Origin of the sequence: Pseudomonas sp. WS 5021, assembly GCF_012985535.1 — a bacterium.
Taxonomy (GTDB): Bacteria; Pseudomonadota; Gammaproteobacteria; order Pseudomonadales; family Pseudomonadaceae; genus Aquipseudomonas.
In genome coordinates, this window is the sequence record NZ_JAAQWP010000018.1 from 1 (window position 1) to 21,646 (window position 21,646).

A 21,646-nucleotide genomic window follows, 5' to 3' on the forward strand; every position below is an offset into this window, starting at 1 on the left:
TTCTTTTCGGTCACTTGTTTGACCGCCTGGATTTTGAATTCTTCGGGATATCGCTGGTTGCTCATGGCACCTCCTAATGGGCCTCATTTTAAGGCTTGGAGGTGTCTACGAAACTAGGGGCGATTCAAGCTCTACGCTTTGAGCAGAAGCGAATGGCACTTTTCTAGCGCGCCTTATGGAAGCCGTTTGCCTCCCTCCACTAGACCCGAAAGTATTCCGCAGTCCAGGCTTTGTCGTTCGTCATCGCAGCAGCTGCGTAACGTCACCAACTGGTTTTCCAGGGCTTGCAAGGATGCGATCTGGGCCCTGACCTGGGCGATATGGCTATCAAGCAGCGTATTGACCGCCGCGCACGGTTGCTGCGGCTGTGCTTGAACGCTCTGCAAAACACCAATTTCGTCCAACGACATGCCAAAGGACCGGCAACGGCGGATGAACAGCAGTTTCTCCACATGATCCGCTTCGTAGGCTCGGTAGCCATTTGCCTGGCGATTGGGCGATGCAAGCAGGCCCTGGCGCTCATAGAAACGAATGGTCTGAATGTCCGCTCCCGTCAGCTGTGCAAGTTGACCAATGCGCATAGGCTGCTCCTCGATAAACAGCCAGTATATCCAGGCTTGACCCTATACCTGCTATATGGTTTTCAATTGCCAGAATTGAACCTGATAGGAGAGGCGGATCATGAGCTCGTGTGAAAAATCCTGTGGCTGCGGTTCAGTGTCAGCGCCTGCTGAAGCAGCGAGCGCGCCCTCGACCGAAGGAGCCTGGGTCAGCCATTTTTCTGTACCCAAGATGGATTGCCCTTCGGAAGAGCGAATGATTCGGCTCGCGCTGAATAGCTTGCCTGAGCTTCGTTCGTTGTCCTTTGATCTGAGCAGCAGGCAGGTACTCGCTTTCCATGACGGGGCGGTTGACCCAATCACTACCAAGCTGGAGTCCCTGGGTCTAGGGGCAGCGCTACTGGGGACTCAACCAGCTAGTCAGGAAGCAGCCTCGACCAATCGCGCTGATGAGGAATTAGCGGCGTCGAAAGAGGCGAGCACCCTGAAAATTTTGCTCGGCATCAACGCTGCCATGTTTGTTATCGAGATGGGCGCAGGGTTGATCGCTCAGTCGACGGGCCTTATTGCCGACTCGCTGGACATGTTTGCGGATGCTGCCGTCTATGGCTTGGCTCTCTTTGCCGTCGGCCGCAGTGCACAGCTGCAAGTTCGCGCTGCGCACCTGGCGGGTTTCTTTCAGATCCTGTTGGCACTGGGCGTACTCGTGGAGGTGGCTAGACGCTTCCACTATGGCAGCGAACCTGAGTCGATGCTGATGATGGGGATTGGCTTAGTTGCACTCGTCGCAAACGCCAGCTGTCTCTTGATGATCTATGGCCATCGCGAAGGCGGTGCACACATGAAAGCGAGCTGGATTTTTTCGGCCAACGATGTGCTCGCGAACATTGGCGTTATCGTCGCCGGCGCGCTGGTTGCGTGGACGGGCTCTCCCTACCCAGACTTGGTGATTGGTACGGTCGTTGGCCTCATCGTATTGAACGGTGCGCGCCGAATCCTGGCATTGAAAGCCTGACCAACCGATCCTGTATTCCATCGCGATGGGCTCACTTTCTACAAGTGAACATCAATGGTACGGACAGTCCAATAAACCTTCGTTTGATAGACGCCTCTGGCGAGGTGTGCTGGGTGCACTCCTGGAAGGATTGAGCTACAATGTAGCTCATCAATCTGGAGGATCAAACCATGTCCGCAAATGCTGTAGTCCGTGCCCGTATCGACGAGCACATCAAGGAAGAGGCGACCGTCGTGCTGGCAGCGATGGGACTCACCGTGTCTGACGCCTTCCGCATCATGTTGACCCGAGTCGCCCGCGAGAAAGCCTTGCCGTTCGAGCCGCTGATTCCGAACGCCACCACCATCGAGGCGATGAAGGAAGCGCGCCGTGGCGGCTTGAAGTCGTTCGCTTCCGTCGAGGATCTGATGGCGGATCTGAATGCGGACGATTGAACAGACCAGCCGGTTCAAACGCGATTATAAACGCGAAGCCAAAGGCCCGCATCGTCAGACGCTGGCGAGCGATTTCATTGCCGTCGTCACAGCCCTGGCGAATAACCAGCCTCTGGCCGAGAAGCACCGTGACCACGCCCTCACCGGCGACTGGAAAGACCACCGGGACTGTCACATCAAGCCCGACCTGGTGTTGATTTACCGCAAGCCGGATGACGCCGTGCTGCAACTCGTGCGTCTCGGATCGCATAGCGAGCTTGGCCTGTAACGCCGGGGTCTGCCCAGGACAAGGAAAGAAGCTACATGACAATCAGCATCACCGACGACGATTGGAACGAACTGACTCCCGAGAGTTTCGATACCACCGCACTGCTGCGGGCAGTCGATGCCGTGGACGAGCTGCGCGGCGATTGAGTGACAACGCAGACGGCGGGCCTCCGCAACTGCGCACCGACCTGTTGAAGCTGCATCAACTGGCGATGAGGTGATCCAGGTGCGGATTCGAGAGCACGTCATCGCCACCAATGACATGCGTCTGTTCGGTCTGCACCTACTGGGGCAGGCGTCGCTGCGCATGGAGCAAGCGCTGTGGCCAGAAGAATATGAGCGGATGACCCGCGAGGTCGAAGAAGCTCTCCGTGAGGCCGACGACCCCAACGCCAAGTCGTACACCCACGAGAAGTCATGCAGGCGATGCAGGAACGAATCGACCAAGCACGAGACAAGCCATGTTGATCGGCCCTGCCCCAACTCCCTCGAACTCGGATGAGTCGGACCTAGCAACGTGGTGACACCGATCATCTAGGGCCGGAGCAGAGCCTGTGTCAGCCCGCGAGGCGGTGCGTCACTTCGCTGAGCTGGGCCGACAGCGTATGCAGGTTCTGGCTGGCTGCCTCGGTACGCTCGACATTGTCCTGGTTGGTGGTGGCGATGGCGGTAATTTCGGTCAGATTGCGCGAGATATCTTCCGCCACGGACGTCTGCTCTTCGGCAGCGGTAGCGATCTGACGGTTCATGTCGCGGATCGCTTCGACTTCTTGGGTGATGCGCTGAAGCATGCTGCCCGCTTCCGTAACCTGTTCGACACCTTCGTTGCTGCGGGTTTGTCCATTTTCAATCGCACGCACCGCATCCACCGCGCCGGTCTGCACCGTGTCGATAATCTGATGAATTTCAGCGGTGGAGTCGGCGGTGCGCCTGGCCAGCGTGCGCACCTCGTCGGCAACGACGGCAAACCCGCGTCCGGCATCGCCCGCGCGGGCGGCTTCGATGGCTGCGTTTAGCGCCAGCAGATTGGTCTGGTCGGCGATGCCGCGAATAACTTCCAGCACCTTGCCAATGCGACCGCTATCGGTCTCCAGACGGCGTATTACCTCGGCGGTGTTGCTGATCTCGCCGCGCATGTGGGTAATGGTCTGGATAGTCGAACGCATCATGGTCTCACCCTGCTGCGCCGAATGATCGGCCGCATCCGCTGCACGCGCGGCTTCGGCGGCGTGACGGGCGACTTCCTGCGCCGTAGCGGACATTTCATGCATGGCGGTAGCGACCTGATCGGTGCGCGAGAACTGCTCGCGAGTGCCTTGGCCCATCAGTGCGGCGATGGCGCTCAATTCACCACTGGCGCTGTCCAGGTCCGAGGTGTTGCGTTGCAGGAGGGTGAACGTATCGGCAAGGAAGTCACGCAGGATATTCGCGGCAACTGCCAGACGTCCCAATTCGTCAGCACGGGACGCATCGACGCGCTGTGCAAAGTCGCCCTGGCTGAGCTTGGCGATGTGGTCGATCAGGTGACGGATGGGGGCGATCAGATTGCGGTTTACCAACCATAGGCTGAGCAAGGCGATGAAAACGCCAGCGGCTAGCATTACCAACGAGCCGACGACTATTTTACGATCTGCGGCTTCGCTGATGGTTTCCGAACGATGCAGCGCCGAATCGCGCTGCTGGATGACCAAACCACTGAGCTGTTCGCTGGTGGCACGGTCGATGCCTTGAACCGCCTCGTCGCCGGCGAATGGATCGTTTCCGCCGGCGATGTAGGCCGCACGGCCCGCGCGGTAGGCGGCGCCGAGGCGCCGGTGCTCCTCGTGCAGGTCGCGGAGCTGCTTTGACAGGGCAGGGTTGTGCTCGCTTCGCTCAACGAGTCTGCCCAGGATGTCCTGGACCTTTCGTTCCTGGTTCTCGAAGCTTTGCCAGTACTTGCTCAAGGCTTCAGGTGATTTGCCACGCAGCAAGACGTTCTTCCACTCCTGCACCTGCACTTTGAATTCCACGTTGGCTTCGTCGATCAGGCGCGACGTTTCGATCGGACCCTTGAGTAGTTGTTGATACTTGGAAATGTCATCCGACAAGAAGGAAAAACTGGCGAAGGCGATCAGCAATATCACCAACAGGCTGCCGCCGATCAGTGTGAGCAGCTGAGCGCGCAGGGATTTTTTCAAGAGCATCTGGGCGGTCTCGTATCGAAAGGGGGGCGCTTGAGTCATACGCAAGATTGAGCGAGCGGTCAGCCAAATGACCGTTCGTTCGCCCCCTTATGTCGGCGTACCGCTGCGATACTTGAACGCTTTCAGACCAGACGCAGATGGTTGTCCCAGAGCCCTGCCGGCAATTGCAGCGCGGTGCTGACGAAGCCCCCGCTGGCGGGGTCGACCGTTAGGACAAGATGTCCGATCCGCGCTCATCGAAGCCTCCGCGCCTGGCCGGGGCACTTCTACCCGTGTGTTCGCGCAGTTGCGACAGCCAACCCGCAGGGAGTTTTTGCGGTTCATCCGCGTGGCTTGAGGAGACCAAGTTTCCGTCGCGGTCAAATAAGCTCATGCGCTTGAAAACCGGGTCCTCGGCGAGCATTCGCGCGGCTCGTCTCTGGTTTGGCCTTAAGCTACCGGCGCCCCTATCTGCCTGGTCTGCACTCTTTACTATACCGAACGACGAATGTCAGATCGAGCGCTCGGCGATCGGGAATATTTTTCGCCAAGCAAGGGCTACGCATGTCGCGAGATTCCAGCGCCTACGACTGGTGTTTAGAGTCGGCCAATACTCCTGTCCGGCCGGTCAGCCATGCGTCCTTGAGTCGTCGTGAATCCTGGCGGGATCGGACCTGGGCCCACAACCGTTCCCACCGAACATTTTCCCCGCCGGCGAGCGGCTTTCTCGCGCAACAAATTGTTCGGAGCTCAAGGTCCTTCTCTACGTTTCGGCTGCATTGGCAGTGCGTTCGGCCCTCACCCGCCGATCGGCTCACAACAAGGACGCGATGGGCGCGACCATGAATCCGAAAGGAGAACACCATGGCCATCATCGGCATCTTTACCACCTCTAAAGACGGGGCTAGTTGCAGTTAATGTGAGTAGGGAACGATGGAATGCAAGCCGGCGCGGCTGAATGCAAGCTCGCTCGCAAATAATCTGAGCCAGACGGCTCCGTCAGTCGCAGTTAATCTGAGCCGGAAATTGCGCTGATTGCGAGCACGGCCGTTTTCGATTGCAAGCCGGTACAGCTACCTGCTCACCCGGAGCGAAGGCACCATCGGCGAGCTTGCACATCTGCTGGTGGCGGCGGCCGTCGCCGCCGTGGAGAGTGGCGAGGAAGCGATCAACCACCGCACGCTCAGCATGGCCGACTACATCGGCCCCAGTGAGCGGCGGCGACAGTTCGAGCGGGAACTGATGTGAAGTCCGCGCCGCGCTGGCCGCTGCATCCGGCACCCAAGGAAGGCGAAGCCCTGTCCTCATGGCTCAACCGGGTCGCCGCCTGCTACCAGATGGACGTGCACGAGCTGCTGGCCCACGATCTTGGTCACAGCCAACTTGATGACCTGGATACCGCACCATCCTTGTCGTTGCTGACGGCGCTCTGCCAGCGCAGTGGCGTCGAGCTGGAGCGGTTGCGCAGCATGAGTCTTGCAGGCTGGGTGCCGTGGCTGCTCGACAGTCTCGACGATTCGGTACCAGCAGCCTTGGAAACCTATACATTCCAATGCGCGGTGCTCCTGCCCAAGCGCACCCGCAAGGTGCGGTCCATCACTCGCTGGCGTGCCTGGCTACCGAGCCAGACGATTCGCCGGGCGTGTCCGCAGTGTCTGAACGATCCAACGAATCAAGCTGTGCTACTCGTCTGGCAGCTCCCCTTGATGCTGAGCTGCCCGCAGCATGGCTGCTGGCTGGAGTCCTACTGGGGCATGCCCGGCCGGTATCTTCAGTGGGAAATCGCCGATGCTGCGCCGCGCCCTGCCGATGACGCAATCGCCTGCATGGACCGGCGCACCTGGCAGGCGCTGACGACGGGTTTTGTGGAGCTGCCGCGTCGGCGTGTCCACGCCGGCTTGTGGTTCCGGCTGCTGCGCACCCTGCTTGATGAGCTGAACACGCCGCTCTCGCACTGCGGCAGTTGCTCGGCGAGCATCCGCCATGTCTGGGAGCGCTGCGGCCATCCGCTGCGCGCCGGGCAGAGTCTGTGGCGTCCCTACGAGATTCTGGCCCCGGCGGTGCAGTGGCAGATGCTGGAGGCGGCGGCCACCGCCATCACGCTGATCGAGTCAAAGGCGCTGATCCCGCGCGGGGAACAGGCCGCGCTGTTTCAGACGGAGCCGCACACTGGTTTCACCAACGGCCTGCCGGCGAAGGTGCCGAAGCCGGAACCCATCAACCACTGGCAACGAGCAGCCCAGGCCATCGATGAGGCCATCATTGAAGCGCGACACAACCCGGAGACGGCCCGCTTGCTGTTCACACTGGCGTCCTACGGGCGACGCGACCCCGAATCCCTGGAACGTTTGCGCGCCACGTTCACCAAGGAGGGCATCCCGCCGGAGTTTTTGTCACATTACGAGCCTGAATGGCCGTTTGCAGGTCTTAGACTAAATGACGGGTTAAGTGACAGTTTTTGACGGCGAGAACTTTCTGGCTCACACTGTCACATAATCGAACGTATATGTGACAGGTACGACATGCTGATAGGCTACATGCGGGTATCGAAGGCGGACGGCTCCCAGGCTACCGATTTGCAGCGCGACGCGCTGATTGCCGCCGGGGTCGATCCAGTACATCTTTACGAGGACCAGGCATCCGGCATGCGCGAGGATCGGCCCGGCTTGACGAGCTGCCTGAAGGCGTTGCGAACTGGCGACACACTGGTCGTGTGGAAACTGGATCGGCTCGGACGCGACCTGCGACATCTCATCAACACCGTGCACGACCTGACTGGGCGCGGCATCGGCTTGAAGGTATTAACCGGGCACGGCGCGGCCATCGACACCACGACCGCCGCCGGCAAGCTGGTCTTTGGCATCTTCGCCGCCCTGGCCGAGTTCGAGCGCGAGTTGATCGCGGAGCGCACGATTGCCGGCCTAGCCTCGGCCCGCGCGCGCGGGCGGAAAGGCGGCCGGCCGTTCAAGATGACCGCCGCCAAGCTGCGGCTGGCGATGGCGGCAATGGGTCAGCCAGAGACCAAGGTCGGCGACCTGTGCCAGGAACTTGGCGTCACGCGGCAGACCCTGTATCGGCATGTTTCACCCAAGGGTGAGCTACGTCCAGATGGCGAGAAGCTACTCAGCCGAATTTGATGCCGGCATGAGGCAACGTAGCGACAGCGTGGTTTGTCTCAATGGGAAGCGCTCATGATCGATCTTTGAAGGCCCGCAGCAGTCGTGTCACAGACAGGACGAACAAACCGGTCAGCGTGAGGGCTGCGATACCCCAGTACTCTCCGATGAACGCGCCGGCCGTCGTGCCGGCCAGCACAATGGCGAGAATCGGCAAATGGCAGGGACAGGTGAGCACGGCCAGCGCGCCCCACAGGTAGCCGGTGATCGGTTTGTGCGTCTCGGACGGCAAGCGCTCGGGGCTGTTCATGGCAGACTCTCCGCGTGCTGTGCCGGCTCGGTCGGCATGGTGGCCAACTGCACCTCCAGATCGGCCAACGCTTCGCGCCGACGCTCGACGAACTGGCGCAGAACGGCAAGCTGCGCGGCCGCTTCATCGCCGTCCGCAGCATCCAGCGCCCGGCACAGCCGCGCCAGCGCGTCCAGGCCGATGCCCGCCTCGAAGGCCGCCCGCACGAAGCACAGCCGTTGCAAGGCGGCATCATCGAACAGGCCATAGCCGCCCGGGGTGCACGCCACCGGACGCAGCAATCCGCGCAGCAGGTAGTCGCGCACGATATGCACGCTCACCCCGGCATCAAGGGCCAGCCGGGACACGGTGTAGGCGCTCATTGAAAACCTCCTTTTTTTATCCAGCGCAGCAGGAAAGCTGCTTCACGTCCTTGTTGAAGGTCTGCGCCGCAAGCTTCAACCCCTCGACCATTGTCAGGTAGGGGAACAACTGGTCGGCCAGTTCCTGCACCGTCATGCGGTTGCGGATGGCGAGCACCGCCGTCTGGATCAGTTCGCCCGCTTCCGGGGCCACCGCCTGCACGCCGATGAGCCGTCCGCTACCTTCCTCGATGACCAGCTTGATGAAGCCGCGTGTGTCGAAGTTGGCAAGCGCTCGCGGAACGTTGTCGAGTGTCAGCGTGCGACTGTCGGTCTCGATGCCATCGTGGTGCGCTTCCGCCTCGCTGTAGCCCACGGTGGCGACTTGCGGGTCGGTGAACACCACTGCCGGCATCGCGGTCAGATTGAGGGCTGCGTCGCCGCCGGTCATGTTGATCGCGGCACGGGTGCCGGCGGCCGCTGCCACGTAGACGAACTGCGGCTGGTCGGTGCAGTCGCCGGCCGCGTAGATGTTCGGGTTGCTCGTGCGCATGCCTTGGTCGATAACGATGGCCCCTTGCGCATTGACAGTGACCCCCGCCGCGTCCAGCGCGAGGCTGCGCGTATTCGGTGCCCGACCGGTGGCAACCAGCAACTTGTCAGCGCGCAATTCACCGTGTCCGGTGGTCAGCACGAATTCGCCGTTCACATGGGCGACCTGGCTGGCTTGCGTGTGCTCCAGCACCTCGATGCCCTCGGCGCGGAAAGCGGCTGTCACGGCCTCGCCGATGGCCGGGTCTTCCCGGAAGAACAAGGTGCTGCGTGCCAGGATCGTGACCTGGCTGCCGAGCCGGGCAAAGGCTTGCGCCAGTTCCAACGCCACCACCGACGAACCGATCACGGCCAGGCGTGCGGGAATGGTGTCGCTGACAAGCGCTTCGGTGGAAGTCCAGTAGGGTGACTCTTTCAGGCCCGGAATCGGCGGCACGACCGGACTGGCACCGGTGGCGACCAGGCAGCGGTCGAACGTTACCTCGCGCTCGCCACCCTCGTTCAAACGGACGACCAGGCTCTGGTCGTCCTTGAAACGCGCTTCACCGTGCAAAACGGTGATGGCTGGATTGCCGTCCAGGATGCCTTCGTATTTGGCGTGCCGCAGTTCATCGACACGGGCCTGCTGCTGGGCCAGCAGTTTGCTGCGGTCAATCGCAGGCACAGTTGCCGCAATACCGCCGTCGAACGGACTTTCCCGGCGCAGATGGGCAATATGGGCAGCGCGGATCATGATCTTGGACGGCACACAGCCGATATTGACGCAGGTGCCGCCGATGGTGCCGCGTTCGATCAGCGTGACCGTCGCGCCTTGCTCGACGGCCTTCAGCGCCGCCGCCATCGCGGCCCCGCCGCTGCCAATGATGGCGATATGCAAACCGGCGCCCTCAAGTGCATCACGGATTTTTGGTTCATCTTTGAAATCACCAACCCGGATCGAGCCTTGATAACCCAATGCGGCGATGGCGGCCAGCAGTTGGTTGTGGCTCACGGCGGTGTCTGCCATGACTTGCGCGCGGCTTTCTGGATAGGACACCACAGCGGCATTCACGCCGGGAATCTTTTCCAAAGCATCTTTGACATGGGTGGCGCAGGATGTGCAGGTCATGCCATTCACGGTGATTTCGGTCATTTTTTTACTCCATTGAATTTCGGGGTGCAGCAGGCATCGGCTTGGCGTTTTCGTTGGATGGCGTAGATGGTCAAGCCGATGAAAATCGCCAGCGCAGGCAGCAGCACATAGTCCAGATAGCCGGTCAGCGCGGACAAGCCGACCACACCGAGCAAAATGACCAGAACAGGGGTGAAGCAACACAGCGCCACGAGGGTTGTGCCAATGATGCTGACCCGCAGCAGTGTCTTCGGGTCTTTCATGATCAGTTCTTGACTGATGATGGGTAGCCCGCATCCTCGGTAGCCTTGGTCAGTTTCTGCACGCTGGTCTTGGCATCATCGAAGGTGACCACCGCTTCGCGCGTCTCGAAGGTCACGTCAACTTTACTGACGCCATCGACCTTGGAAATCGCCTTCTTGACAGTGATCGGACAGGCCGAGCAGGTCATGCCCGGTACGGACAGCGTAACGGTCTGGGTGGCGGCCCACACGGGGGCAACAACGGCAGCGAGGGCAAGGGCGGAAAGCAGCTTTTTCATGGTGAACTCCTGTGATCAATAGAAAAATGGCACGACGTAGGGAAATCCGAGCGCGACCAAAACCAGCACGGCCACGCCCCAGAAAATGAGCTTGTAAGTAGCTCGCACTTGGGGAATCGCGCAAACCTCACCCGGTTTGCAGGCGGCTGACGGCCGGTAGATGCGCCGCCAGGCGAAGAACAACGCCACCAGCGCCACGCCGATAAAGATGGGGCGATAGGGTTCCAACACCGTCAAGTTGCCGATCCAAGCGCCGCTGAACCCCAAGGCGATCAGAACCAGCGGCCCGAGGCAGCAAGCCGAGGCGAGGATGGCGGCCAGCCCGCCAGTGAAGAGCGCGCCGCGCCCGTTTTGAGGTTCAGACATACGTTTGTCCTTTCGAATCTGAATTGGATAGCTTAAGCTTACTTCCGTAGTTATGTACGGAGTCAAGCGATATGGAAAACAATTTGGAGAACCTGACCATTGGCGTTTTCGCCAGGACGGCCGGGGTCAATGTGGAGACCATCCGGTTCTATCAGCGCAAGGGCTTGCTCCCGGAACCGGACAAGCCTTACGGCAGCATTCGCCGCTATGGCGAGACGGATGTAACGCGGGTGCGCTTCGTGAAATCAGCCCAGCGGTTGGGCTTCAGCCTGGATGAGATCGCCGAGCTGCTGCGGCTGGAGGATGGCACCCATTGCGAGGAAGCCAGCAGCCTGGCCGAGCACAAGCTCAAGGACGTGCGCGAGAGGATGGCTGACCTGGCGCGCATGGAGGCCGTGCTGTCTGATTTGGTGTGCGCCTGCCATGCGCGGAAGGGGAACGTTTCCTGCCCGCTGATTGCGTCACTGCAAGGGAAGAAAGAACCGCGCAGTGCGGACGCGGTGTAGCCCGAGGGAACTACGCCTTAGCGTGCTTTATTTTCCGTTTTCTGAGGCGACTCCAACGTCAGAAAAGACCGTGCGGTCGACTTTTGATATTTCGTGCTGTCGCCTTCTGAAAGTGACAGCAATTCCCACGCAAACCCGCATCGTTGGCATCCAACTACAGTCTCCATCTTTCAGTATCCGACTACACTGAACTATCGCTGAATAGTTGGACAACGCCATGTTGATTGGATATGCCCGCGTCTCGACCGACGACCAACTCCTCGATCTGCAACGCGATGCTCTGGCGAAGATCGGCTGCGAGCGGGTGTTCGAGGATACCGCCAGCGGTGCCAAGGCTGAGCGGGTTGGCTTGACCGCTTTGCTGGCCACGCTACGCCGTGACGACACCGTGGTGATTTGGCGCCTGGATCGCCTCGGCCGCTCGCTGAAGGATCTGATCCGGCTGGTTGAGCAATTGGACGCCGCCGGCGTCGGCTTGCGCAGCTTGCAGGAAAACATCGACACCGCCTCGATTGGTGGCCGCCTGGTGTTTCACCTGTTCGGTGCCTTGGCCGAGTTCGAACGCAACCTAATCCGCGAGCGCACCCAAGCCGGCTTATCCGCTGCACGGGCGCGAGGCCGCAAGGGCGGACGCAAGAAACGGCTCGACCCGGCCAAGCAGGAGCTTGCCCTGCGCCTCTACCATGAGCGGAAACATACCGTGGCGGAAATCTGTCGGATGATGGGCATCGGCCGCTCGACGCTCTACAACTATCTCACCGAGGCCGAGCGTGATGCCCAGCGGGCGGCGTAAAGCCATCCCGACCGATTCGCTGATGCAGTTGCGGCAGCGGCTCGACCGTCTGCCCAAGAAAAGCCCGGAACGGATTACTCAGGTGGCCGCGATAGCCGAGTTGTACGGCGTGTCCCCAAGCACCGTATACCGGGCGCTGAACCTCATCCATAAACCCCACGCGGCTCACCGCGCCGACCATGGTAAGCCGCGGGTATTGCAGCAGGCCGAGCTGGAGCGCTACTGCGAGCTAATTGCCGCGCTGAAACTGCGCACCACCAACAAACAAGGGCGGCACCTATCTACCCGCCGTGCCATCGAGCTGCTGGAGGGCTATGGGGTGGAAACCGAGCAAGGCTTGGTCAAGGCGCCCAAAGGGGTTCTGACCCGCAGCACGGTGAACGAGTACCTAAGCCGCTGGCACCTGGACCAGTCGCGGCTGTTGCGGCAACCACCGGCCACCCGCTTTCAGGCTGCGCACAGCAATGACTGCTGGCAGTTCGACCTGTCGCCCTCCGACCTCAAGCACATCGATAAGCCGGACTGGATCGATCCGGCTAGGGGCATGCCGACGCTGATGCTGTTCAGCGTGGTGGATGACCGCAGCGGAGTGGCCTATCAGGAGTACCACTGTGTATATGGCGAGGACGCGGAGTCAGCGCTGCGCTTCCTGTTCAACGCCATGACGCTGAAGGCGGACCCGACTTTTCCCTTCCAAGGCCGCCCGAAGATGATCTACCTGGACAACGGCCCGGTGGCCAAACGCCGAGTATTCCAGAACGTCATGCAGGCGCTGGACATCGAATGGCAGACACACATCCCGGCCGGCAAGGATGGCACCCGCACCACGGCTCGCTCGAAAGGCAAAGTGGAGCGCCCCTTCCGCACGGTGAAGGAAGCCCACGAGACGCTGTATCACTTCCACAAACCGGAAACCGAAGCGCAGGCCAATGAGTGGCTGCTGCGTTATCTGGTGCGCACCTACAACGTGCAGGATCATCGCTCCGAACCGCATTCGCGGATTGAGGACTGGCTGGCCAACCTGCCCGTCGAGGGCCTGCGCGAAATGTGCACCTGGGAACAGTTTTGCCGCTTTGCCCGCGAGCCGGAACGACGCAAGGTCGGCGTCGATGCCCGCGTCACCATCGACGGCACGGCCTACGAGGTGGAGCCCGACATGGCGGGCGAAACCGTGGTGTTGCTCTGGGGCTTGTTCGATGACGAACTCTATGCCGAGTTCGAGGGGGAGCGCTTCGGACCTTACTACCCCGTCTCCGGGCCAATTCCCCTACATCGTTACCGCGCCTTCAAACGCGGCAAGGCGGATGAGCGCTCTGATCGCATCCGCTTGCTAGCCGGCCAGCTTGGCCTGCCTATCGCCGCATTGGCTGGCGACGATGTGCGACTCACACCCTCTATTATTCCGACGGCACTGCCACGCCAACCCTTCGATGCCGAGGCGCACGAATACCGGTTTCCCAATGCCATCGCCGCCAAGCTCGCCATTGCCGATGACCTAGCGCAGCCGTTGGCTAAGCTCTCTCCCGACGATCAAGCCTTCATCCATCAGGTGCTGAGCGAAACCCTGACACGCCGCATTGTCTTGGAGCGCGTGCGGGGCTACTTCCGCCATAAGAAAACAGGAGAAGAACATGCGGGCTGAAGTAATGCAGCACTACGGACTGGCGTTGCCACTGAACCAGGCCGGCTATTTTGAAACCGCCCACCATCAGCAGTTGATCAAGGACATCAAGGGGGCGATCTTCGAAGGACGGCTGATTGCACTGTGCGGCGTCATCGGCAGCGGCAAGACCGTAATGCTGCGCCGGCTTCAACAAGCGATGGAAGAGGAAAAGAAGATCACGGTCTCCAAGTCTCTCGCCATTGAAAAGCACAGCATCAAGCTGGCCACTTTCATCGCAGCGCTCTTCTATGACCTCTCCACCGAGAAGCAGGTACGCATCCCCACCCAGGGCGAAAAGCGTGAGCGTGACCTACGCGAGTTGGTGAGGAAGAACAAGCGCCCGGTCGCCCTGTTCGTCGATGAGGCCCATGACCTCAACGGCCATACCCTGACCGGTCTTAAGCGTCTGATGGAGCTGGTGGAGGACGGTGACGGGCGGCTGTCGATCGTGTTGGCCGGGCATCCCAAGCTGCGTAACGACCTGCGCCGACCGACGATGGAGGAAATCGGCTACCGCACCGACATCTTCTCGCTCGATGGCATTGCTGGCAGTCAGCGGGAATACATTCAGTGGCTGCTGGAAACCTGCACTGCGGGGAAGGTCGAACCCGAGTCGATTCTGACCGAAGACGCGATCGACCTACTCGCCACTAAACTGCGCACGCCACTGCAAATCCAACTGCACCTCAGCCTGGCACTGGAAGCCGGCTACCTGACCGGCGAGAAACCCGTTTCGGCGGAACTCGTGCAATCGGTGCTGTCGCGCCAACTGGATGATCTGGAGCCAACCCTCACTCGTCACGGCTACCGCATCAAGGATCTAGTGGAGCAATTCGATGCCAAACCCACCGAAATCAAGGCTCTGTTCAGTAATGCGCTAGACCCGGCGCGGGCGGTTGAGTTACGTGACAAGATGCTGGCAGCGGGCTTGCCTATCTGAGTCCTGTCATTTGCAAATAATGCAGGCTGGCGACGATGGAATGCAGGTCGGCGCGGATCAATGCAGGCTCATTCGCAGTTAATGCTGGTTTGCCGGGCCGGTCAGTCGCAGTTAATTCCGGTCGAAAATCGTATTGATTGCAGGTCGGGACGTTTTTAAATGCAGGCCGCTACAGCTAAGGTTTTCCGGGCAATCGTAGCGGCCTGAACTTCCCGATCTCCAGCCTGCGGCTCTGCCGCCAGACGTAATCGCCAGTCAGGTTGATGTGCTCCCAGCCCAGCGGCAATAGGTATTGCAGCAGCTCGCCGCCCACCGACTTGCCAGCCTCGACCAGCCCCAAGTGATGCACTCCAGATACATCGTGTTCCATAGCACGATGGCCGTCACCAAGTTTGGGCTTCTGGCTCTGTAGCGCTGCGGCTCGAAGTTCCGATCCTGATTTTGCCTAAAACTGGACACTAGCTATTGTCTTTGAACAACGTCGATACGGTACGGGCAACATGGTCTGCACCGTCACTGATTTCACGCATAATAGTTGTTACAGTTGCGATCTGATCGTTGTTTTCTTCGGCGCTTCTAGCGATGCTGTTCATATCTATATTCAGTTGCTGAGTAAGCTTTCCGTTAGCAGTTACCACATTCTGGATTTCCACGGTGGCACTGCTAGTTCGAGCTGCCAACTGACGAACCTCGTCGGCTACTACAGCAAAGCCTCGGCCCATTTCACCCGCTCGGGCAGCTTCAATTGCGGCGTTAAGTGCTAGTAAGTTAGTTTGTTCTGCCACGCCTTGGATGATGGTAACAATTTTCTCGATATCTTTAGCCTGAGCATTTAGCTGTGTAATCGAAATAACCGCACCGTTTATTAAATTAAATGTACCCTGAGATAGTTCAATTGAACTAGCAAGGGACTCCATGCCCCGCACGGAAATTTGAGATGTCTCCTCGGCGGTGGTGAAGGAAAGCTCTGCGGCCTGACGGATTTCATCAGCCTTATGCTTCTGCGAGCTGACGTCGGTGGCAAATTTTAACACTTTCACAACCTGGCCGGCTTCATCAATGACGGGGTTGTAGGTGGCCTCAAGATAGATGGTCTCTCCCGATGCGGTCTTGCGCTCAAATTGCCCGCTTAAAAAAGTTCCTCCCTTTAAACTCTGCCAAAAATTTGGATTTTCTTGATAAAAATTATCGAAACAGAACATTCGGTGGTGTCGACCCTTGATATCGCTGAGGCGATAACCCATAGCACGGAGGAAATTCTCATTTGCATGCAGGATGTCACCGTTAGGTGTGAACTCGATCTCCGCCATCGAGCGGGAGATGGCTGCATGGACGGCTCTTAGTGAGAGTAACTCGTTTTCTCTCTGAGTGACATCTGAGCCAATCTTAATGATTTCAATAACTTTTCCATCTTGATTTTGAACTGGAATATAAGTAGCCTCAATCAATACTAAGTTACCGTCTTTGCGCAGCCGCCTAAATAAACCTGATTGAAGATGGCCGTCAGCCAATTTCTGCCAGAAGCGCGAATAATCAGCTGTGTTAGCATAATTCTTTTCGCAGAAAATTCTGTGGTGCTGCCCTGCTATTTCTTCGAGTTTGTAACCAAGCATCTCTAGAAAGATATTGCTCGCATAGATTACGCTCCCGTCTGGCCTGAATCTGATTTCCGCGACATTTCGACTTATTGAATCAAGCTGCCGCTGTAGTTCTGAGAGCTTATTTTCTGTGTCCAGCAGTTGTTTGTTTTTATTGAAAAACATAATCATTACCTTTGTGCAAATAAAATAATACTTGGGGCCCAATTTATACTGTATCGGTTAGCGCAACCGCTTCTTGAGAGCATAGCTCTTTATAGTTGGAAAATTAGCGATTTGCAGCCATGTGTCATATTGAGCTATACCCTAACTGGATGTCAGGAATGGCCACGCTGCGCCGTCAGAATAGAGTCTGCTTTCACATTCTTTGACACATGCTTGCCAAGGTCATAGATTCCAACCTGACAAATTCAAGGCTTAGGGCGCAATGGAACCAAAAACCAACGTAAGCCCTACCGCCCATCCAGCCTATGGAGGCATCTTGCAGGGACAACGCATCGGTTACGTTCGGGTCAGCAGTTACGACCAGAACCCGGAACGCCAACTTGAGCAGGTCGAGATCGGCAAGCTGTTCACCGACAAGGCCTCGGGCAAGGACACCCAGCGCCCGCAGCTGGAAGCCATGCTCGGATTCGTCCGCGAAGGCGATACCGTGGTGGTGCACAGCATGGATCGCCTGGCGCGCAACCTCGACGATCTGCGCCGTCTGGTGCAAAGGCTGACCAAGCGCGGCGTGCGCATCGAGTTCTTGAAGGAGGGGTTGGTGTTCACCGGCGAGGACTCGCCCATGGCCAACCTCATGTTGTCGGTCATGGGGGCCTTTGCCGAGTTCGAGCGCGCCCTGATCCGCGAGCGGCAGCGCGAGGGCATCGCCCTGGCCAAGCAGCGCGGTGCTTACCGGGGCCGCAAGAAAGCTCTCTCCGACGATCAAGCCATCACGTTGCGGCAGCGGGCCGCTGCCGGCGAGCCGAAGGCTCAGCTCGCACGCGAGTTCGGCATCAGCCGTGAAACCCTCTACCAGTACCTTCGCACGGACGACTGAACCATGCCGCGTCGCTCGATTCTCTCGGCTACGGAGCGCGACACCCTGCTTGCGCTGCCAGAAAGCCAGGATGACCTGATCCGCTACTACACCTTCAACGACTCCGACCTGTCCCTGATCCGTCAACGGCGGGGCGATGGCAACCGCCTCGGCTTCGCCGTGCAGCTCTGCCTGCTGCGCTACCCTGGTTATGCGCTGGGCAACGACACGGCGCTACCCGAGCCCGTGATCCAGTGGGTGGCCAAGCAAGTCCAAGCCGACCCCGCGAGTTGGGCGAAGTACGGTGAGCGCGACGTGACCCGCCGCGAGCACGCTCTGGAACTGCGCACCTACCTGCAACTGGCCCCGTTCGGTCTGTCGGACTTCCGCGCCCTGGTGCGCGAGTTGACCGAGCTGGCCCAGCAGACCGACAAGGGCTTGCTGCTGGCCGGGCAGGCGCTGGAGAGCTTGCGGCAGAAGCGGCGCATCCTGCCGACGCTGAGCGTTATTGACCGGGCGTGTTCGGAGGCCATTGCACGCGCCAATCGGCGGGTCTATCGCGCCCTGGTCGAGCCGTTGAACCCATCGCATCACGCCAAGCTCGACGAACTGCTCACCATTAAGGCCGGCAGCAACAGCACTTGGTTGACCTGGTTGCGGCAATCACCGCTGAAGCCGAACTCGCGGCACATGATCGAGCACATCGAGCGGCTGAAGATTTTCCAACTGGTGGGCCTTCCCGACAGCCTCGGCCGGCACATCCACCAGAACCGATTGCTGAAGCTCGCCCGCGAGGGCGGGCAGATGACGCCACAAGACCTCGGCAAGTTCGAACCGGAGAGGCGCTATGCCACGCTGGTCGCCGTGGTACTGGAAAGCACCGCGACCGTGATCGATGAACTGGTTGATCTGCACGACCGCATCCTGGTCAAGCTGTTCAGTGGCGCGAAACACAAGCATCAGCAGCAGTTCCAGAAGCAGGGCAAAGCGATCAATGACAAGGTGCGCCTGTACTCGAAGATCGGCCAGGCCCTGCTGGACGCTAAAGAGTCCGGTGACGATCCGTTCGCCGCCATCGAGGCGGTCATTCCCTGGGACGAGTTCACCCAGAGTGTCACTGAGGCCGAGCTGCTGGCCCGGCCGGAAGCCTTCGACCACCTGCACCTGGTCAGCGAGAACTTCGCTACGCTACGCCGCTACACCCCAGCCTTTCTGGAGGTGCTTCAGCTCCGAGCCGCGACGGCAGCGCAAGCCGTGCTGGATGCCGTTCAGACCCTACGCGAGATGAATGCCGATAATCTGCGCAAGGTGCCCTCCGACGCACCGACCGCCTTCATCAAGCCGCGCTGGAAACCGCTGGTGATCACCCCGGAAGGCATCGACCGGCGCTTCTACGAAATCTGCGCCTTGTCCGAGTTGAAGAACGCGCTGCGCTCCGGCGACATCTGGGTCAAAGGCTCGCGGCAGTTCCGCGACTTCGATGACTACCTACTGCCTCCCGAGAAATTCGCCGCACTCAAGCGGGAACAGGCGCTGCCACTCGCGATCAACCCGAACAGCGACCAGTACCTGGAAGAGCGTTTGCAGCTGCTGGACGAGCAGCTGGCCACTGTCACCCGACTGGCAAAGGACAACGAACTACCCGATGCCATCCTCACCGAGTCCGGGCTAAAAATCACCCCGCTGGATTCCGCGGTGCCCAACACCGCGCAGGCGCTGATCGACCAGACCAGCCAGCTACTGCCGCGCATCAAGATCACCGAGCTGCTGATGGATGTGGATGAATGGACGGGCTTCACCCGCCACTTCACGCACCTGAAGGATGGCGCACAGGCGAAAGACCGGACGCTACTGCTAACGGCGATCCTGGGCGATGCCATCAACCTCGGCCTGACCAAAATGGCCGAGTCGAGTCCGGGCATGACCTACGCCAAGCTGTCCTGGTTGCAAGCCTGGCACATCCGTGACGAAACCTACTCGACGGCCCTGGCCGAGCTGGTCAACAGCCAGTTCCGGCATGCCTTCGCCGCCAACTGGGGTGACGGCACCACCTCATCCTCCGATGGCCAGCGTTTCCGTGCCGGCGGTAAAGGCGAGAGCACCGGCCACGTCAACCCGAAGTACGGTAGCGAGCCAGGACGGCTGTTCTACACCCACATCTCTGACCAGTACGCGCCGTTCAGCACCCGCGTGGTGAATGTAGGCGTGCGTGATTCCACCTACGTGCTCGACGGTCTGCTGTACCACGAGTCCGATCTGCGGATCGAGGAGCACTACACCGACACGGCTGGCTTCACCGATCACGTCTTCGCCCTGATGCACCTGCTGGGCTTCCGCTTCGCGCCGCGCATCCGCGACCTCGGTGAAACCAAGTTGTATGTGCCCAATAGCGTCCAAGACTACCCGACGCTGCGTCCAATGCTCGGCGGAACCCTGAACATCAAGCACGTCTGCGCTCACTGGGACGAGATTCTGCGGCTGGCCGCGTCGATCAAGCAGGGCACCGTCACCGCATCGCTGATGCTGCGCAAGCTTGGCAGCTACCCGCGCCAGAACGGCCTGGCCGTGGCTCTGCGCGAGCTGGGTCGGATCGAGCGCACGCTGTTCATCCTCGATTGGCTGCAAAGCGTGGAACTGCGTCGCCGCGTGCATGCCGGATTGAACAAGGGCGAGGCGCGTAACTCCCTGGCCAGGGCGGTGTTCTTCAACCGCCTCGGCGAGATCAGGGATCGGAGTTTCGAGCAGCAGCGCTACCGGGCCAGCGGCCTCAACCTGGTGACGGCCGCCATCGTGTTGTGGAACACCGTGTACTTGGAGCGCGCGACCCAGGCCCGAGAAGAGGCAGGCAAGCCAGTTAATCCTGAGTTACTGCAATACCTTTCGCCATTGGGCTGGGAGCACATCAACCTGACCGGCGATTACGTTTGGCGGCAAAGCCGCAAGCTGGAAGACGGGAAATTCAGGCCGCTGCGGCAGCTCGGAAAACCTTAGCGTACGATTTTTTCCGAGTTCTGCGGGCTCCCCAAGAACAGCTACGCGATCTACCTTAAGACAAAAAATGCCACTCGGGCGCATCCCGCCCCTACTTCAGGGACTTTCACTTGCTTCTCGCTCTGTCACTCACAGCATCGGCACGCCCATGACGCATGGTATCCAGGCCTCATAATTTTCCCATATAACCTTCTTGTCTTTTGCGCACCCAGAAAGACTCGAGGCTTTAACTGGACAGATGAGCCCTCGAGGGTAGTGTTCACCTGATTGGCTTTCTCATATCTGATGTTGATTCGCACAGTGTGCCAACCAGGTGATAGTTTCAAAAAACCTGCGCTTCAGAGCGAATTAGACGATCTTCGATAAGAGCGATCCGCCTCAAAATCCAAAACATCTAACATTGTCCTAGAGCCATATTTGTACCTAGTACTATGGCGCTCCCATTAACACATTTGATGATGCACAGAAAACTTAGCTCATGATAGCTTTCAGCTAACAGCTATTCGGAAGCCCGAAAGGATTCAACCGTTTAAGCGTGAACCGTCGATTATAAATACTTTCGTAAGTTAGCTTTAAAGGACGCTTTTAGTCCTTGTAAATACGCATTACGACTCCACAGCTACCAAATCCATACGGCGCCAGCAACCATTAAAACACCCGACACTACTAAAACAATAGTAGAGGCGCGATTGCTGCCTTTCAAAGTATGACCAACACCCACATCCATAACTAGGTGTCGAATTCCGGCTACGAGATGATAAATAAATGAAGAGTATACCAACCAGAAACTAACTTTGCCGAAAGGTGAAGAAAAAATCTCCTTGACTTCATTAAAACCCTTTTCTGACTCCAACGATTTGCTCAGCATATACAGTATCAGTCCCAGAAAAATAAAGAGCATAATTCCTGAAATCCGGTGCAGAATCGATGTAAGCGCCGTGAGAGGAAGCTGAATGGTTCGAATATCAAGATTAACCGGCCGCTTTTTATTCATTTTGACTCCAGTCAACAATTCTAGTGGGGGATTTCAGTTTTCGATCTCATTCATCATAGCAGCTGTAACTAAGGCTGGCGGCGACAATAATGGAGATATTCGGGGCTTACGTTGCATTTTGAGGTCGCAAGTGCATGTGCGTAAATTGAAGCAAATTGCAAGGTTATGCCCAATAGGTAGCTAGCTTATTAATTTAACAAAAGTGACGTGTGTCGTTCTGCAGGGCATGCTGTTCCCCCAATGTCATCAACCTAAGCTGCAGCCCTGCCCAAGGCAAGCCCCCCGAAGCAGCCAGCCGCCATGGCCGTCGGGCGATGACCAGGCCTCTGCCGCTCAATCAGGCGGTCTAGCTGGGCTGGCGGTGA

At 59.0% G+C, this 21,646-nt stretch carries 21 protein-coding genes and 3 pseudogenes; 13 read left to right on the top strand and 11 right to left on the bottom strand.

Annotated elements, in window-relative coordinates:
* Positions 1-173 precede the first annotated feature (173 nt).
* Positions 174-581 (bottom strand): Cd(II)/Pb(II)-responsive transcriptional regulator, encoded by a 408-nt coding sequence (gene cadR / locus HBO19_RS28160; RefSeq protein ID WP_024015046.1) that lies wholly within the window; start codon positions 579-581, stop codon positions 174-176.
* A gap of 97 nt (positions 582-678) precedes the next feature.
* Between cadR and HBO19_RS28165 the strand changes: the two genes are divergently transcribed.
* From HBO19_RS28165 to HBO19_RS28185, 4 genes and pseudogenes are all read left to right on the top strand, one after another.
* Positions 679-1,575 carry a cation transporter gene (locus HBO19_RS28165; RefSeq protein ID WP_085986662.1) on the top strand — a complete coding sequence of 299 codons (897 nt, stop codon included), beginning with the start codon at positions 679-681 and terminating at the stop codon, positions 1,573-1,575.
* Between the two features lie 170 nt (positions 1,576-1,745).
* Complete coding sequence (locus HBO19_RS28170) at positions 1,746-2,009, top strand: type II toxin-antitoxin system RelB/DinJ family antitoxin (RefSeq protein WP_020303033.1); 264 nt, start codon at positions 1,746-1,748, stop codon at positions 2,007-2,009.
* A complete protein-coding gene (locus HBO19_RS28175) occupies positions 1,996-2,277 on the top strand; it encodes a type II toxin-antitoxin system YafQ family toxin (RefSeq protein ID WP_011282522.1) in 282 nt (93 codons plus the stop codon). Before HBO19_RS28170 ends, HBO19_RS28175 begins: the two co-directional genes overlap by 14 nt.
* A 219-nt stretch (positions 2,278-2,496) precedes the next feature.
* A pseudogene (locus HBO19_RS28185) lies at positions 2,497-2,744 on the top strand (hypothetical protein); the annotation flags it as partial.
* 89 nt (positions 2,745-2,833) lie between these two features.
* Here the strand turns inward: HBO19_RS28185 and HBO19_RS28190 are convergent.
* Positions 2,834-4,459 (bottom strand): methyl-accepting chemotaxis protein, encoded by a 1,626-nt coding sequence (locus tag HBO19_RS28190; RefSeq protein ID WP_020301382.1) that lies wholly within the window; start codon positions 4,457-4,459, stop codon positions 2,834-2,836.
* A 1,053-nt stretch (positions 4,460-5,512) separates the two neighbouring features.
* Here HBO19_RS28190 and HBO19_RS28195 point away from each other — a divergent pair.
* The 3 genes and pseudogenes from HBO19_RS28195 to HBO19_RS28205 all read left to right on the top strand — a co-directional run.
* A pseudogene (locus HBO19_RS28195) lies at positions 5,513-5,686 on the top strand (transposase); the annotation flags it as partial.
* Positions 5,683-6,900: a TniQ family protein gene (locus HBO19_RS28200; RefSeq protein WP_003465063.1), complete on the top strand. Its 1,218-nt coding sequence runs from the start codon at positions 5,683-5,685 to the stop codon at positions 6,898-6,900. The pseudogene HBO19_RS28195 and the gene HBO19_RS28200, both read left to right, overlap by 4 nt.
* Before the next feature lie 60 nt (positions 6,901-6,960).
* On the top strand, positions 6,961-7,575 hold the full coding sequence (locus HBO19_RS28205; protein WP_000904941.1) for a recombinase family protein: 615 nt from the start codon (positions 6,961-6,963) through the stop codon (positions 7,573-7,575).
* 52 nt (positions 7,576-7,627) lie between these two features.
* Here HBO19_RS28205 and merE read toward each other — a convergent pair whose 3' ends face one another.
* Genes merE through merT form a run of 6 tightly spaced genes read right to left on the bottom strand, consistent with a single transcriptional unit; the run spans position 7,628 to position 10,775 of the window.
* A complete protein-coding gene (merE, locus tag HBO19_RS28210; protein WP_001087809.1) occupies positions 7,628-7,864 on the bottom strand; it encodes a broad-spectrum mercury transporter MerE in 237 nt (78 codons plus the stop codon).
* The gene (merD, locus tag HBO19_RS28215; RefSeq protein WP_003465059.1) at positions 7,861-8,226 is read right to left on the bottom strand and encodes a mercury resistance co-regulator MerD; all 366 of its coding nucleotides are present in this window, start codon (positions 8,224-8,226) and stop codon (positions 7,861-7,863) included. Before merD ends, merE begins: the two co-directional genes overlap by 4 nt.
* A 16-nt stretch (positions 8,227-8,242) precedes the next feature.
* Positions 8,243-9,889 carry a mercury(II) reductase gene (gene merA, locus HBO19_RS28220; protein ID WP_032488713.1) on the bottom strand — a complete coding sequence of 549 codons (1,647 nt, stop codon included), beginning with the start codon at positions 9,887-9,889 and terminating at the stop codon, positions 8,243-8,245.
* The gene (gene merF, locus HBO19_RS28225) at positions 9,886-10,131 is read right to left on the bottom strand and encodes a mercury resistance system transport protein MerF (protein WP_000654684.1); all 246 of its coding nucleotides are present in this window, start codon (positions 10,129-10,131) and stop codon (positions 9,886-9,888) included. Before merF ends, merA begins: the two co-directional genes overlap by 4 nt.
* 2 nt (positions 10,132-10,133) lie before the next feature.
* On the bottom strand, positions 10,134-10,409 hold the full coding sequence (merP, locus tag HBO19_RS28230) for a mercury resistance system periplasmic binding protein MerP (protein ID WP_000735441.1): 276 nt from the start codon (positions 10,407-10,409) through the stop codon (positions 10,134-10,136).
* Positions 10,410-10,424: 15 nt separating this feature from the next.
* Positions 10,425-10,775, bottom strand: a complete 351-nt coding sequence (merT, locus tag HBO19_RS28235) for a mercuric ion transporter MerT (protein ID WP_001294667.1) — start codon at positions 10,773-10,775, stop codon at positions 10,425-10,427.
* A gap of 71 nt (positions 10,776-10,846) precedes the next feature.
* Here merT and merR point away from each other — a divergent pair, with 71 nt between their 5' ends.
* The 4 genes from merR to HBO19_RS28255 all read left to right on the top strand — a co-directional run bounded on the left by merR (position 10,847) and on the right by HBO19_RS28255 (position 14,677).
* Positions 10,847-11,281 carry an Hg(II)-responsive transcriptional regulator gene (gene merR, locus HBO19_RS28240; protein WP_000429838.1) on the top strand — a complete coding sequence of 145 codons (435 nt, stop codon included), beginning with the start codon at positions 10,847-10,849 and terminating at the stop codon, positions 11,279-11,281.
* Between the two features lie 217 nt (positions 11,282-11,498).
* On the top strand, positions 11,499-12,074 hold the full coding sequence (locus HBO19_RS28245) for a recombinase family protein (RefSeq protein ID WP_033902375.1): 576 nt from the start codon (positions 11,499-11,501) through the stop codon (positions 12,072-12,074).
* 4 nt (positions 12,075-12,078) lie between these two features.
* Positions 12,079-13,716, top strand: coding sequence for a DDE-type integrase/transposase/recombinase (locus tag HBO19_RS28250; protein WP_200876640.1), 1,638 nt, complete (start codon positions 12,079-12,081; stop codon positions 13,714-13,716).
* On the top strand, positions 13,706-14,677 hold the full coding sequence (locus HBO19_RS28255; RefSeq protein ID WP_024015038.1) for an AAA family ATPase: 972 nt from the start codon (positions 13,706-13,708) through the stop codon (positions 14,675-14,677). Before HBO19_RS28250 ends, HBO19_RS28255 begins: the two co-directional genes overlap by 11 nt.
* Positions 14,678-14,852: 175 nt before the next feature.
* Here HBO19_RS28255 and HBO19_RS28260 read toward each other — a convergent pair.
* Together HBO19_RS28260 and HBO19_RS28680 are read right to left on the bottom strand one after the other, a co-directional pair.
* A pseudogene (locus HBO19_RS28260) lies at positions 14,853-15,121 on the bottom strand (Tn3 family transposase); the annotation flags it as partial.
* 14 nt (positions 15,122-15,135) lie between these two features.
* Positions 15,136-16,440 (bottom strand): PAS domain-containing methyl-accepting chemotaxis protein, encoded by a 1,305-nt coding sequence (locus tag HBO19_RS28680; RefSeq protein ID WP_023101947.1) that lies wholly within the window; start codon positions 16,438-16,440, stop codon positions 15,136-15,138.
* Positions 16,441-16,756: 316 nt separating this feature from the next.
* On the opposite strand from HBO19_RS28680, the gene HBO19_RS28270 reads away from it, so the two are divergent.
* A complete protein-coding gene (locus HBO19_RS28270) occupies positions 16,757-17,317 on the top strand; it encodes a recombinase family protein (protein WP_003117272.1) in 561 nt (186 codons plus the stop codon).
* Positions 17,318-17,320: 3 nt separating this feature from the next.
* On the top strand, positions 17,321-20,287 hold the full coding sequence (locus HBO19_RS28275) for a Tn3-like element ISPa40 family transposase (RefSeq protein ID WP_016486919.1): 2,967 nt from the start codon (positions 17,321-17,323) through the stop codon (positions 20,285-20,287).
* A 619-nt stretch (positions 20,288-20,906) separates the two neighbouring features.
* Here the strand turns inward: HBO19_RS28275 and sdhC are convergent.
* On the bottom strand, positions 20,907-21,281 hold the full coding sequence (gene sdhC / locus HBO19_RS28280; RefSeq protein ID WP_005005993.1) for a succinate dehydrogenase, cytochrome b556 subunit: 375 nt from the start codon (positions 21,279-21,281) through the stop codon (positions 20,907-20,909).
* Positions 21,282-21,646 lie beyond the last annotated feature (365 nt).

Coding starts and splice junctions, on each gene's coding strand:
- cadR (WP_024015046.1), bottom strand. CDS start 581: ATGCGCATTGGTCAACTTGCACAGCTGACGGGAGCGGACATTCAGACC.
- HBO19_RS28170 (WP_020303033.1), top strand. CDS start 1,746: ATGTCCGCAAATGCTGTAGTCCGTGCCCGTATCGACGAGCACATCAAG.
- HBO19_RS28175 (WP_011282522.1), top strand. CDS start 1,996: ATGCGGACGATTGAACAGACCAGCCGGTTCAAACGCGATTATAAACGC.
- HBO19_RS28190 (WP_020301382.1), bottom strand. CDS start 4,459: ATGCTCTTGAAAAAATCCCTGCGCGCTCAGCTGCTCACACTGATCGGC.
- HBO19_RS28205 (WP_000904941.1), top strand. CDS start 6,961: ATGCTGATAGGCTACATGCGGGTATCGAAGGCGGACGGCTCCCAGGCT.
- merE (WP_001087809.1), bottom strand. CDS start 7,864: ATGAACAGCCCCGAGCGCTTGCCGTCCGAGACGCACAAACCGATCACC.
- merD (WP_003465059.1), bottom strand. CDS start 8,226: ATGAGCGCCTACACCGTGTCCCGGCTGGCCCTTGATGCCGGGGTGAGC.
- merA (WP_032488713.1), bottom strand. CDS start 9,889: ATGACCGAAATCACCGTGAATGGCATGACCTGCACATCCTGCGCCACC.
- merF (WP_000654684.1), bottom strand. CDS start 10,131: ATGAAAGACCCGAAGACACTGCTGCGGGTCAGCATCATTGGCACAACC.
- merP (WP_000735441.1), bottom strand. CDS start 10,409: ATGAAAAAGCTGCTTTCCGCCCTTGCCCTCGCTGCCGTTGTTGCCCCC.
- merT (WP_001294667.1), bottom strand. CDS start 10,775: ATGTCTGAACCTCAAAACGGGCGCGGCGCGCTCTTCACTGGCGGGCTG.
- merR (WP_000429838.1), top strand. CDS start 10,847: ATGGAAAACAATTTGGAGAACCTGACCATTGGCGTTTTCGCCAGGACG.
- HBO19_RS28245 (WP_033902375.1), top strand. CDS start 11,499: ATGTTGATTGGATATGCCCGCGTCTCGACCGACGACCAACTCCTCGAT.
- HBO19_RS28255 (WP_024015038.1), top strand. CDS start 13,706: ATGCGGGCTGAAGTAATGCAGCACTACGGACTGGCGTTGCCACTGAAC.
- HBO19_RS28680 (WP_023101947.1), bottom strand. CDS start 16,440: ATGTTTTTCAATAAAAACAAACAACTGCTGGACACAGAAAATAAGCTC.
- HBO19_RS28275 (WP_016486919.1), top strand. CDS start 17,321: ATGCCGCGTCGCTCGATTCTCTCGGCTACGGAGCGCGACACCCTGCTT.
- sdhC (WP_005005993.1), bottom strand. CDS start 21,281: ATGAATAAAAAGCGGCCGGTTAATCTTGATATTCGAACCATTCAGCTT.